Source organism: Coprococcus eutactus (genome assembly GCF_025149915.1).
In the GTDB taxonomy this organism is placed as follows: domain Bacteria; phylum Bacillota; class Clostridia; order Lachnospirales; family Lachnospiraceae; genus Coprococcus; species Coprococcus eutactus.
Map to the genome: position 1 here is coordinate 1,278,936 of NZ_CP102278.1, position 13,657 is coordinate 1,292,592.

Below are 13,657 nucleotides of genomic sequence, written 5' to 3' on the forward strand. Positions count from 1 at the left end.
GGGTTAGAGAAATGGATAAAATAGCAAGTTTTCAGATAAATCATCTTCTTTTAAATCCGGGCATATACGTGTCCAGAAAGGATATGGCAGGTGATCAGGTCCTTACAACATTTGACATAAGGATGACAAAGCCGAATTATGAGCCGGTCATGAACACAGCGGAGATTCATGCCATAGAGCATCTGGGAGCCACATACCTCAGAAATAACGAAGAGTATAAGGACAAGGTTATATATTTTGGACCTATGGGCTGTCGTACGGGATTTTATCTCATACTTTCCGGTGACTATGAGTCAAAGGATATAGTTGAGCTTATGATATCGATGTTTGAGTTCATAAGACATTATCACGATCCTATCCCAGGGGCAAATCCAAGGGAGTGTGGAAACTATCTCGATATGAATCTCAATATGGCAAACTACCTTGCAGAGAAGTTCCTGTCACAGGTTTTGTATAATATTGACGATAGCAGGTTGCATTATCCGGAAGGTTAACAAAATCGAAAAATAAGGGGTGCGATCTTCCAAAAAGTAAAATCAGGGGGTAAAATACCCCCTAAATGCGCTGATTTGAGGAATATGTGCCACTCTATTGACTTTGGGCTTACGTGTATTTAATATGCACGTAAGCTTTTTTTTGCGCAGATAAACAGCTTATCAATGACCGGAAACGGTCAAATAAATTCAAGGAGGAAGATATGAAGGTTGAGTCTGAAAAGGACATAGAATGTCAGAAGGAAAACATATATGAAGATCCGTTCTACTATGATGCCCCGTTTTACCGGGCAGGAATGTCTGTCAATGAATACAGACAGGAACAACTATATCTCAATGAGAATGTGGATATTTTCATTGATGGCACCTACGTCCCTCTTTGGAAGCAGAAACTCATAAGAGATAAGGGTGATAATAATGATAAGAATGCGTGAAAGGGTGAGCATATGAGAAAATTGAATATTTGCAAGACTTTAGTGGCTTTGTTATTGGCGGTGAGTGTTGTATTGCTGGTGTTTTATGACAGGGATGAGATACATTCAAGTGCTGTTGAGTCAGTAGTTCAGGATAGTGATGTACATACTGAGGTTTACTTTGCAGATGAGGGAACAGATGGCGTGGCGACAGGGACGGATGCTGGGGCGGAGATAGCGTCTGCGGGTAGTGAGAACAGCATAACCAGCGGAGAACTTGTATATTATGCTGGGGCAGCATATACGAGATTTTATACGGTGCGCAGAACTGGCACGGATCACAGGGCATACTGCGGAGACCACAATAAGAATGCGGTCAGGAGCACGAACAATGTAAGCTTTTCGGAAAATGATGATATTATGCTGAGACTGGCATTTGCATGCGGACCGGATGGTGAATATGAATGGGGGGGCTTCCGAAATAAGAGTGAAAACGATGTGCAGCTTATCATGGCGCTTACCCTCAATTATCTGAGACATGGACAGTATTTCCCTGTTATCTCAGAATATCTGGATTATATAAATTCGATGGATAAGAAAAGTGTTTCTCTTAAAAGTAATGAGACGAGATTGTCCCTGGTCGTGGAGGGGGATGAGGGCGGAGAAGTTCAGTCTGTCTCGCTCGGCAATTATAGAAGATATACGATACCGGGAACAAAGACCGTGAGAAACAGGACAAAATTGTTCAGATTGAAGGGGAAATCCGGTAACTACATAGAAATAGGTGTGCCGGGGCACAGCTGGATCCATGTTAAGAGGCCGGGTGATAAGACATACAGCATTTATAAGACTGGAAATGTAATCATTCATGTAGGAGACAGAGTGTTTTTTACATCGGCAGTGTCGTACACAGGAAAAGAGGGGATGACATATGCGGAGGGAAAAAGTGGACTTACTGTGTATACGGCTGATTCCAATGATACGAATCTTGACCAGCAGCTTCTGTTTGCCGAGCACTCAGACAAATGTGCTGTCTCACTGGATCTTGACTGGAGTGATGACGGCGGAAGCGGATATATGTGGATCACAAAAAACAAAAAGTATAATGAGAAGGAGAACTGTCTGCAAAATATGAATTCGTACAGTGCAGACATATACGGAGCGGAGAATTACTCTTATAAGGGAATCGTGTACGATGTCAGGGACAAAAACGGTAGTGATGTGTTCAGGTTTGTACTGTCATATAATGGAATGTGTTATGCTGACAAGGCAACGGGCAGGCAGGTTGTATTTGGATCTAAAACGGAAAAGGAAGAATACAGCAACGCGTTGGATATAAGCTGTGCGAAGCTTCCATTTGGAGCTTATGAGGTATCGGAAAATGAATATCTGTGGGATTACGACAACAAGACAGGAAAACTTAAATCCACAGGTAAAAAGGTCGTAAACTCCGGATATAAATACAATCCTAAGGTGTATAAAGTTGAACTCACAGAGAAAACTTCGGTCAGAAGTATGGCCACAGCGTACCATATTGCGGCGGAGGATGATGTGGTGACCGGTAGATTCGGTCTGAAGAAAACGGACGCAGATACACAGGAGCCGGTGAAGAACGCGGTTTATTATGTGGTGAGAAAGGCGTCGGGTTCCATAACCTCGGATCAGGTCGTAGCAAAGCTGAAGACAGATGGATGTGGAATAGGAATAGTATATGCTTCAAAGTACGGCAGTACAAATACGCCGGAACTTACTGGTCTGCCAATTGGAACGTATGAGATATATGAGAAGAAGGCTCCGGCGGGGTATGAGAAGAATGAAGAGAAGGCGGTGCTTAAGATAAAGGCATCTGGAAGCACCCTGTCAGCCGGAGAAAAAATATCATCTGATTCAGAAGGCAATGCTATCGTATGGAACACCTCAGATAAGAAAAAAGGCGGAAAGATAGATTTTAGCATATATAAGCAGGACGCCTCAACCGGGATCGATGCACAGGGTGAGGCAGAGCTTAAGGGCGCTGAGTTTACGGTGAACTATTATGATGGCATGTATGGCTCCCTGAGCGAGCTTCCGGACAGACCGGACAAGACGTGGATCCTTGAAACGGACAGGAACGGGATATGTATGCTACAGAAAAAGTACCTGTCAGCTTCAAAGAAGAGCGATGAGACAGTCATAGATGAGAACGGGAACATTGAGCTTGCTGCCGGAACGATAACCATTAAGGAAACAAAGCCGCCGGTTGGTTATATCCTGGAAAAGTCGGTTATAAGGAATGGCGATACAGGTGAAAGAATAACGGATGCCGGTGAAGGAATATGCCTGACAAATATCACAAACAAAGGGCAGAGTGTGAGCCTGGAGATAGGGAATGAATTGATAGTCGGAAACCGTGTAATCCGTGGAGATTTTCAGTTCAGCAAGAAAGCTGCGGACACAGGTAGGACTATGGCAGGGGTAAAGTTTCTTTTGGAAAATAATGACAGATCAGAGTCGATCGTAATATATACAGATGAAAACGGGTTTTACTCGAGTAGCGCATCGTATATCAGGCATACATTCGATACGAATTCCGGAAAAAGTGGATGTGGTATATGGTTTGGGGACGAGAATACGGATGACGACAGAGGCGCACTTCCGTATGGTACATATCATCTGAGTGAGCTGAGATGCGATGCGAACTCCGGAAAGTACAGATCGGCGGAGACTATAACATTTACAATTGACTCTGACAGCAAAGTGATCGATATAGGCGATATCATAAATGAGAGATTTGCGGAGATGGATTCTGTTGCAAAATTCAGGGACACGGGAGGCAAGAATATTCCTGAGTCGGCGGCGGAGACGGTGCTAGTGGACACTGTGATCATGAGCGGACTTGAGATAGGACATGTGTATACAATAAGTGGACAGGTCCTTGATAAGGATAGCGAGCAGGTGCTTGAGCAGGCAGGTGCTGTAAACAGAGTTGAGTTCACTGCGAAAGAGATAAACCAGAGTGTGGATGTTCCTTTTGTTATTGATGTGACCGGTCTTGGCGGCAGAGATCTGGTGTGCTACGAAGTCCTGACAGATGCTACCTATGAGGGTGAGGTAATAGCATCCCACCAGGATATAAAGTCTGAGGGGCAGACGGTGCATGTAGGTGAAAAGAGACTGGAGATCAGCAAGACCGCTGTGACGGGGAGTGATGAGCTTTCGGGGGCAGAACTTGTGCTTGCAGATAGTACTGGCAAAGTGGTCGACAGATGGATAACAGGAAAGACGGCGCACATTGTGGAGAATATAAAGCCGGGAGAATATACGCTGAGTGAGCGTAGTGCACCGGCGGGATATCTGAAAAGCAGAGAAATAACATTTACGGTGGATGATGACTATGGAACCCAGAAGGTCAGAATGATCGATGAGATTGCAAAGATACGGATAAAGAAGGTTGACGATGTTGGAAATAAGCCTCTTGGCGGAGTTCGGTTTACTCTGTATTCTGCGGAGAGTGGAGAAAAGGTCGACAGCAAAATGACAGATAAAAAGGGATATCTGGAATTTGAATATGTGTCACCTGGGGAATATTATCTTGTGGAGGACAATATTCCGGAGGGATATATGGCTGTCGATGCAGATTCGGAAGGACACATAAAGGTGACAGTGAAGAGCGGGCAGTATGAGAATGAGCCTGTGCGTATAGTAAAAAATCATTATGGATCAGTGTACATTTACAAAAAATCAGCAGATGACGGAGCAGCCCTTTGCGGGGCGGAGTTTGGTCTGTATGAAAAGTTGTCGGATAAGCTTGTGATGAAAGCTGTGTCAGGTGATGACGGATATGCTGAGTTTAAGCAGATTCCAGCCGGAAAATATTACATAAAGGAACTGAAAGCTCCGGAAGGATATGAGCACAGAGGAGAAGCGACTGAGATCGATACAGGTGAAAAAATATATAATAAAGAAAATCCGGTCATATTTGTAAATGAAAAGGAAAATACTACCACGGAGACAACAGATACTACGGAGACCACAAAGACCACGGAGGATAAAACAACGGAGATGACTAGGGAGAATAAATCTCCGGAAACCGGAGATGGGGCTCCACTGGTACTGACGGTTGTGTTTATTGTAATGGCAGTTCTATTGTCGGCAGGATTGCTTATATACAGAAAAAAATTTCCTAAAAACGAAGATCTGCAATAATATGTAAGATGGTACAATGATGTTGACCTTTATAATTTTTAGTGATAACATAAAAAATGGATTTGTTTAAATAATAATTTTCACGTGAGGTGCGAAAGATGAGTAAAAGTTTTGATGATTTATTGGCAAAGGTTTCACAGTGCAGCATAAAGAAAGTTTCGGTTGCAGTAGCACAGGATGCGCCTATTCTTGAGGCTGTAAAGGCAGCAAAGGAGAAGGGAATCGCAGATGCTATACTTGTGGGTGACGAGGCAAAGATCAGAGAGGTCGCAGATCAGATCGGTATGGATCTTACAGGTTATGAGATCATAAATGAGCCAGATGATATAGAGGCTTCACTTAAGGCAGTGAAACTTGTTCATGATCATAAGGCTGATATGTATATGAAGGGACTTCTCTCAACAAAGGATTTCCTTAAGAGCGTACTTAACAAAGAAGTTGGTCTTAGAAATGGCAAGCCGCTTTCACACGTATGTGTATTTGAAATCCCTGGAATTGACAGACTTCTGTATCTTACAGATGTTGCATTCATGACATATCCTTCACTTGAGGAGAAAAAGTCAATTATAGAGAACTCTGTAGAGGTTGCCCATGCGTGCGGAATACCTTGCCCAAAGGTAGCTCCACTTGCCGCAGTAGAGGTAGTTAATCCTAAGATGCCTGTTACTGTTGAGGCAGCAGAGCTTACAAAGATGAACGAGAACGGCGAGATCACAGGATGTATCGTTGATGGTCCTCTTTCAATGGATCTGGCTATCGAGCCTGAAGCAGCTATTCACAAGGGTGCTACGGACAGAAAGATAGTTGGAGATGCAGATATCCTTCTGTTCCCAGATATACATGCAGGTAACCTTGTATACAAGACACTTGTTCACACAACAAAGTGCAAGAACGGATGTATCATTACAGGTACAGATGCTCCTGTAATCCTCACATCGAGATCAGATACATTTGAGGTCAAGCTCAATTCAATAGCTCTAGCAGCCGTTGTAGCAGAGTCACTCAAGAAGAATAAATAATAAAATATAATAAACAATAAAAAGATACAGATCTGTGCATTAAAGAAAATGGAGGTTTTATAAAATGGCTTACAAGATTCTTATAATAAATCCAGGTTCAACATCAACAAAGATTGGTGTGTTCGAGGATGAGACACTTTTATTTGAAGAGACACTCAGACATACAACTGAGGAGCTGGCAGGATTCAACATGATAGTTGATCAGAAGGATTTCAGAAAGAAAGTTATCCTTGACGTGCTTGCAGAGAAGAATTTTGATATCAAGACACTTGATGTATGTGTAGGACGTGGTGGAATGCTCAAGCCTATCCCTGGTGGTACATATGCAGTAAGCGATGATCTTCTTGAGGATCTCAAGATAGGTAAGCAGGGACAGCATGCATCTAATCTTGGTGGTATACTTGCCAGAGAAATCGGAGATGAGCTTGGAGTTCCTTCATACATAGTTGACCCTGTGGTTGTAGATGAGCTTATGCCATCATCAAGACTTTCAGGAGTTCCAGAGCTTCCAAGAATCAGCGTATTCCACGCACTCAACCAGAAGGCAGTTGCAAAGAGATACGCAAAGGAGGTTGGCAAGAAGTATACAGACCTCAATCTTATCGTAGTACACATGGGCGGCGGTGTATCAGTTGGTGCACACGATCACGGTAAAGTTGTAGATGTGTACAATGCACTTGATGGTGACGGAGCATTTTCACCGGAGAGAGCTGGCGGTGTACCTTCAGGAGCTCTTGTAAAGATGTGTTTCTCCGGTGAGTATACACAGGCAGAGGTTATGAAGAAGCTTGTTGGTAAGGGCGGATTCAACGCATATATAGGAAGCAACGATGCAAGAGATCTTGAGAAGCTTGTGAACGATGGTGATGAGCATGCAAAGCTTGTTCAGGATGCATTTTATCAGCAGGTTGCAAAGGATATAGGCGGAATGGCTACAGTACTCCGCGGTAAGGTGGATCAGATCATCCTTACAGGTGGTATAGCTTATTCAAAGCATACATGCGAAGAACTTGAGAAGAGAGCTGGCTTCATAGCTCCATTTACAGTATATGCAGGTGAGGATGAGCTTCTCGCACTTGCACAGGGTGCACTCAGAGTCATGAACGGTGAAGAGGAGCCAATGAAGTACTAAAATTGAATTATAGCAGAAATTGCCATTATAAGATCCACCATATTGCTCATAATAGTAACAAGACGAAAGTCTTAAACATCTATAAATCATTTATATGGAGGTAATGGGAAATGGCAAGTTCAAACTCTAACAAGGCAAGTGTCCCAGAGGCAAAGAGTGCTATGAACAAGTTCAAGATGGAGGTAGCTAAGGAGATCGGTGTAGATCTTAAGGACGGCTACAATGGAGATTTAACTTCAGCTCAGTCTGGATCGATCGGAGGAGAGATGGTTCGTCAGATGATCAAGAGACAGGAAGAGCAGATGTCAGGCAGATAAGAGAAATCCGAATAGTCTGAAATAACCGTAAAAGTCTTCGTGAAAATTACGGAGAGAAAAAGGTCTGGTGTATTATGAATACATCAGGCTTTTTTCGTTAACAAAGTGAGACATAAAGCTGCAGGACGTCCAGAACTTTAACAACTTTATAGTATAATGTGCTAGACAATCATTTGCACATTATGATATAATCGATGATTGATGTGGACTTTTGTTTGCATTGATAATAAGAATAGGATAAATGGATGCTGCTTGAGTGCCTTAAAATAAATTATAAGAAAGGCTAAGGCACCATTTGCACATTTTAAGGAGGAAATAAAAAGATGAGTTTCACAGTAGAAAAGCTTGAGCACAGCATGGCAAAACTTACTATCACAGTTCCAGCAGAAGAGTTTGATAAGGCAATGGTAAAAGCTTACAACAAGACAAAGGGAAGATTCAACGTTCCTGGATTCCGTAAGGGCAAAGTACCGATGGCTTTCATCGAGAAGATGTATGGTCCTGCAGTATTTTATGAGGATGCCGCAAACGACATGATCAACGAGTACTATCCTAAGGAGGCTGTCGCTTCAGAGCTTGAGATCGCTTCACAGCCAGTCATCGATGTTACCCAGATCGAGAAGGGTAAGGATCTTATCTTCACAGCTGAGGTTGCTGTTAAGCCAGAGGTAACTCTTGGTGAGTACAAGGGTGTTGAAGTTGAGAAGATCAATGTAGAAGTTACAGATGAGGAAGTCCTTGAGGATATCAAGAAGGAGCAGCTCCAGAATGCAAGAAAGGTTCTTGTAGAGGGAAGACCTGCAAAACTTGAGGATGAGGTTACGCTTGACTTCGAAGGATTTGTAGACGGCGTTCCTTTTGAAGGCGGAAAGGGTGAGAACTATAAGCTCGTTCTTGGTTCACATTCATTCATCGATACATTTGAGGATCAGCTTGTTGGCAAAAACATCGGCGAGGATGTAGAGGTCAACGTTACATTCCCAGAGGATTATCAGGCAGACGAGCTTGCTGGTAAGCCAGCTGTATTTAAGTGCAAGATCAACTCTATCACAGAGTCACAGCTTCCAGAGCTCAACGATGAGTTCGCAAGCGAGGTAGGCGGATGTGATACACTTGATCAGTACAAGGAAGAAGTAAAGAACAAGCTTGTTGCAAAGAAGACAAAGGATGCAGCAAACGAGAAGGAAGTTAAGGCAATCGATAAGGTAATCGAGAACGCTACTATGGATATTGCAGATGCTCAGGTTGAGGATATGCAGCACAGAATGAGAGACGAGTTCGCTCAGAATCTTCAGTACCAGGGAATCAAGCTTGAGCAGTACATGCAGATAGTAAATGTTACTGAGGATGAGCTTATGGAGCGATTCAAGCCACAGGCACTTAAGAGAATCCAGCAGAGAGCAGTTCTTGAGGCAGTAGTAAAGGCAGAGAACATCGAGGCTACAGACGAGGAAGTTGATGAGGAGCTTACAAAGATGGCTGAGCAGTACCAGATGAAGCTTGAGGATATCAAGGGATTCATGGGTGATGCAGAGATCGCAAGCATGAAGAAGGATGTTGCGGTGAAGAAGGCAGCGCAGCTTATCGTGGATGCAGCTAAAGAGATTTAATCTGACCAGTATTGGAGGTAGATAACATGGCATTAGTACCATACGTCGTAGAGCAGACCAGTCGCGGAGAGCGCACATTTGACATTTATTCAAGATTACTTAAAGACAGAATCATATTCCTTGGAGACGAGGTGAATGATGCAACAGCAAGTCTGGTTATAGCTCAGTTGCTGTTCCTCGAGTCAGAGGATCCGTCAAAAGATATATCGCTTTATATAAACAGTCCTGGTGGATCGGTTACAGCAGGAATGGGAATATACGACACAATGAGATATATAAAGTGTGATGTTTCAACTATATGCTGTGGAATGGCTGCCAGCATGGGAGCATTTCTCCTGGCAGGTGGCGCAAAGGGAAAGAGATACGCCCTTCCAAACTCAGAGATAATGATCCATCAGCCTCTTGGAGGAACTCAGGGTCAGGCGACAGAGATAGAGATTGCAGCCAGACATATTTTGAAGACAAAGGAAAAGCTCAACAAAATGCTGGCAGAGAATACAGGAAAACCACTTGATGTTATTGCGGCTGACACAGATCGTGATAACTGGATGACAGCTGATGAGGCCTGCGCATATGGTCTTATAGACAGCGTTATAACCAACAGATAATTGTGGGCAGGAGAACAGGACGGAATTAAGTCAGAAAAACCTGCAGATATATACCAGACATGTGGCTGCGGTGGCGGTCCAGCCCCATGCCTGGTATATAATAAATAGTGAAAACAGAGGTATTGTAATGGCAAATCGTAGTGACGAGAGAAAGATGCTCAGGTGTTCTTTTTGCAACAAGACCCAGGATCAGGTGAGAAAACTCATTGCAGGTCCGGGAGCTTACATTTGTGATGAATGCATTGAGATATGTACTGAGATAATCGAGGAAGAACTTGGGGATACCGAACTTGAAGATGTCAACCTTCTGAAGCCGAAGGAGATAAAAAGTTTCCTTGATGAGTATGTGATAGGTCAGGAAGAGGCAAAAAAAGTACTGGCGGTTGCCGTGTACAACCATTATAAGAGAATCCTTGCACAGAAAGATTTTGATGTTGAGTTGCAGAAGAGTAATATTCTTATGGTTGGACCAACAGGTTCAGGTAAGACATATCTTGCCCAAACCCTTGCCAAACTTTTGAATGTCCCATTTGCGATAGCTGACGCGACAACGCTCACTGAGGCTGGATATGTTGGAGAGGATGTGGAGAACATCCTGTTAAAACTCATACAGGCGGCAGACTACGATATAGAGCGAGCTGAGCATGGAATAATTTATATTGATGAAATAGACAAGATCACAAAGAAGAGCGAGAATGTGTCCATAACTAGAGATGTATCTGGAGAGGGCGTTCAGCAGGCTTTGTTAAAGATAATAGAGGGAACGGTTGCTTCAGTTCCACCACAGGGTGGAAGAAAGCATCCACATCAGGAACTTATACAGATAGATACGACAAATATTCTGTTCATATGCGGAGGAGCATTTGAGGGACTTGAGAAGATAATCGAAAACCGTGTAGGACAGAAGTCCATCGGCTTCAATGCAGAAGTGGTTGAACAGTCAGAGCAGGATATAGGACAGCTTCTGAAGCAGGTAATGCCACATGATTTTGTGAAATATGGATTGATTCCTGAATTTGTGGGAAGAGTTCCGGTTGCAGTTACACTTGATCTTCTGGATGAAGATGCGCTTGTGAGGATACTCACTGAGCCTAGAAGTGCGATATGTAAGCAGTATAAGAAGCTGTTTGAGCTTGACGGAGTTGAGCTTGAGATAGAGGACGATGCGCTGAGAGAGATCGCGAAAGAGGCGATGGAGCGTAAGACGGGTGCCAGAGGTCTCCGTGCAATAATGGAGAATGCAACCCTCAATCTTATGTATGAGATCCCGTCCAATCCGGCTATAAACAAGTGTGTCATAACAAAGGATGTTATAACCGGCAATGGAGAGCCAATTCTTTCCTACAGAGAAGGTACAGATACGGATGATGATGGATCATCCAAGAAGTCTCAGAGAAAGAAAAAGACAAATACAGATAATGGAGAAAGTGCTTAGACAGACTTTTACAGATAGGGCGTTATTACACGGGGAAAGCGTATAGTAACGTCTTATTTTGTAGTTGTATAACTGCATGATGGCTTTGCGGCAAAAGTGGTCGGCATATGGTAAAACGGAGATAAGGTTATGAACAAAGAAATAAAGAATATAGCTATGATCAGCCTTAAAGATGGCGTGGCTATGCCTGGGGTGTCTTTTTATCTTGATGCTGTAAAAAGAGATGCGTGTGAGGCTGTGAAACGTACTGTTAAGGATGACAGTTATATTTTTCTAGCAACTCCCACGTCGGAGAAGATTGCAGGAAAGGTTACATTTTATCCAGTTGGTGTTATTGCAAGGATAAAACAGTATGTGAGAAACACTAATAAGACTATGAGGGTGCTTTTACAGTCGGTAAAACGTGCTCAGCTTATAGAGTATAACAAAGATACATGTTATATGTGCAGTGTTCATGAGATAGACGAAAAGGATGAAGTTACAGCTGACGAAAAGAGGGCAATATTATCGCTGCTCAGAGACAAGCTTAAGGAAGCGGTTGACAATGGAATGACAAGGAATAATGTCATGTTTTCAAAGGTGGCGGCAAATGATTCCATAGGTTCTCTTACAGACAGTATGGCAGATTATATTACCATACCGAATGATAGCAGACAGGAGCTTATCGAACTCGTCGATGTGAAGGAGCGCGCATTCAGATTTATCCAGATTCTGGATGAGGAACTTGAGGTTGCGAAGATCAAGAGGGAGATACTGGAAAAGACAAATCAGGAATCAGCTAAGAATCAGAGAAATTTCATCCTCAGAGAACAGATGGCAGTGATACGGAGAGAACTCGGTGAGGATGGAACGGATGAGAAGGTGGATGAGTTCCAGAAGAGACTTGATGCCTCTGGATGCAGCCCAGAGGTATATGAGAAGATATCCAAGGAGATAAAGAATTATAAGAGTATCCCACTCAGTTCAATGGAGAGCAGTGTGACGGCTAACTATATAGACGTGATGCTGAGCTATCCGTGGAATATTGCAACGGAGGAGAATTCAGATATAAAGTCAGCTATAGATATTCTCGACAAGGATCATTACGGTCTGGAGGAAGTTAAGGACAGGATAATAGACTATCTTGCCGTGCATATTCTGAATAAGAAGGGCAACCTTCCTATTATATGTCTAGTAGGACCTCCTGGTACAGGAAAGACATCAATAGCCAGATCCATAGCCAGGGCAACTGAGAGAAAATATATCAGGCTGTCACTTGGCGGAGTGCGCGATGAGGCTGAGATACGAGGACACAGAAAAACATATGTCGGTGCAATGCCAGGTAGGATAGTACAGTCTATGATAAAGGCAAAGGTTAACAATCCACTGATGCTGCTTGATGAAATAGACAAAGTCGGCAGCGACTATAAGGGTGATGTGTCATCAGCTCTTCTTGAGGTGCTTGACAGTGAACAGAACAACGAATTTAATGATCATTACATGGGAGTACCAGTTGATCTGAGCAATGTGCTCTTCATAGCCACGGCGAATGATATCTCGACCATACCAGGACCACTTCTGGACAGAATGGAGATAATAGAGATATCTGGATATACCGAGAATGAGAAATACAATATTGCAAAGCTGTACCTGGTTGACAAGACGAGGGAGAGGAATGGTTTGACAAAAATCCAGTTTAAGATGGATGCTGGAGCAATAAGAGACATAATCCGCCACTATACCAGGGAAGCGGGAGTCAGAAATCTGGAGAGAAATATTGATAAGGTCTGCAGAAAGGCGTGCCGTAAGATACTTGCTGGAGAAATTGAAACGGCAAAGATAACGAAGAAAAATATTCAGGATTACATTGGCCCGTATAAATATAAGGATGAAAAGAACAACCTCAAAGACAGAGTTGGAGTAGTCACAGGTCTTGCCTGGACAGCCGTTGGCGGAGTGACACTGGAGATAGAGGTGAATGTACTTCCTGGTTCAGGTGCGGTCCAGCTCACAGGTAAGATGGGGGACGTCATGAAGGAGTCAGCCTATGCGGGTATGAGTTATATAAGATCGCTCAAAGAATCAGCTGCGCTTGGCGATGATTACTTCACTAAGCACGATTTTCATATACATATCCCAGAGGGAGCGGTTCCAAAGGATGGCCCTTCGGCCGGAATCACGATGGCTACGGCACTCTACTCGGCGATATTTAGTGCACCAGTGGATGGAAAGACTGCCATGACAGGAGAGATTACGCTTAGAGGAGAGGTTCTTCCTATTGGAGGCCTGAAGGAGAAGCTTCTTGCTGCAAAGCTTCAGGGGGTGAAGCGAGTCCTTATTCCAGCGGCAAATGAGTCAGATTATCTTCAGCTTGATTTTGATATTGTGTCGGGACTTGAGATACATCTTGTAGACAAAATGCGACAGGTGCTTGACTACGCACTGGTCAGATAGGAGGTAAGACG

10 protein-coding genes are annotated in these 13,657 nt (G+C 43.4%); all 10 read left to right on the forward strand.

Features of this window, described 5'->3' with window-relative positions; all coding sequences use genetic code 11:
- Nucleotides 1–11: 11 nt before the first annotated feature.
- On the forward strand, nt 12–494 hold the full coding sequence (locus NQ536_RS05485; protein ID WP_004853201.1) for an S-ribosylhomocysteine lyase: 483 nt from the start codon (nt 12–14) through the stop codon (nt 492–494).
- Nucleotides 495–697: 203 nt separating this feature from the next.
- Nucleotides 698–928 carry a hypothetical protein gene (locus NQ536_RS05490; protein WP_004853200.1) on the forward strand — a complete coding sequence of 77 codons (231 nt, stop codon included), beginning with the start codon at nt 698–700 and terminating at the stop codon, nt 926–928.
- A 12-nt stretch (nt 929–940) separates the two neighbouring features.
- Entirely contained in the window at nt 941–5,092 is a 4,152-nt protein-coding gene (locus tag NQ536_RS05495; protein ID WP_004853198.1) for an MSCRAMM family protein, read from the forward strand.
- A gap of 98 nt (nt 5,093–5,190) precedes the next feature.
- Nucleotides 5,191–6,111, forward strand: coding sequence for a phosphate butyryltransferase (gene ptb / locus NQ536_RS05500; protein WP_004853197.1), 921 nt, complete (start codon nt 5,191–5,193; stop codon nt 6,109–6,111).
- A gap of 64 nt (nt 6,112–6,175) precedes the next feature.
- Entirely contained in the window at nt 6,176–7,243 is a 1,068-nt protein-coding gene (gene buk / locus NQ536_RS05505; protein WP_004853195.1) for a butyrate kinase, read from the forward strand.
- Nucleotides 7,244–7,353: 110 nt separating this feature from the next.
- The gene (locus NQ536_RS05510; protein ID WP_004853193.1) at nt 7,354–7,560 is read left to right on the forward strand and encodes an alpha/beta-type small acid-soluble spore protein; all 207 of its coding nucleotides are present in this window, start codon (nt 7,354–7,356) and stop codon (nt 7,558–7,560) included.
- A gap of 323 nt (nt 7,561–7,883) precedes the next feature.
- Nucleotides 7,884–9,170, forward strand: a complete 1,287-nt coding sequence (tig, locus tag NQ536_RS05515; protein WP_004853192.1) for a trigger factor — start codon at nt 7,884–7,886, stop codon at nt 9,168–9,170.
- A 26-nt stretch (nt 9,171–9,196) separates the two neighbouring features.
- Nucleotides 9,197–9,778 (forward strand): ATP-dependent Clp endopeptidase proteolytic subunit ClpP, encoded by a 582-nt coding sequence (gene clpP, locus NQ536_RS05520; protein WP_004853191.1) that lies wholly within the window; start codon nt 9,197–9,199, stop codon nt 9,776–9,778.
- A gap of 127 nt (nt 9,779–9,905) precedes the next feature.
- Entirely contained in the window at nt 9,906–11,213 is a 1,308-nt protein-coding gene (gene clpX, locus NQ536_RS05525; protein ID WP_044998338.1) for an ATP-dependent Clp protease ATP-binding subunit ClpX, read from the forward strand.
- Between the two features lie 129 nt (nt 11,214–11,342).
- The gene (gene lon / locus NQ536_RS05530; RefSeq protein ID WP_004853186.1) at nt 11,343–13,646 is read left to right on the forward strand and encodes an endopeptidase La; all 2,304 of its coding nucleotides are present in this window, start codon (nt 11,343–11,345) and stop codon (nt 13,644–13,646) included.
- Nucleotides 13,647–13,657: the final 11 nt, after the last annotated feature.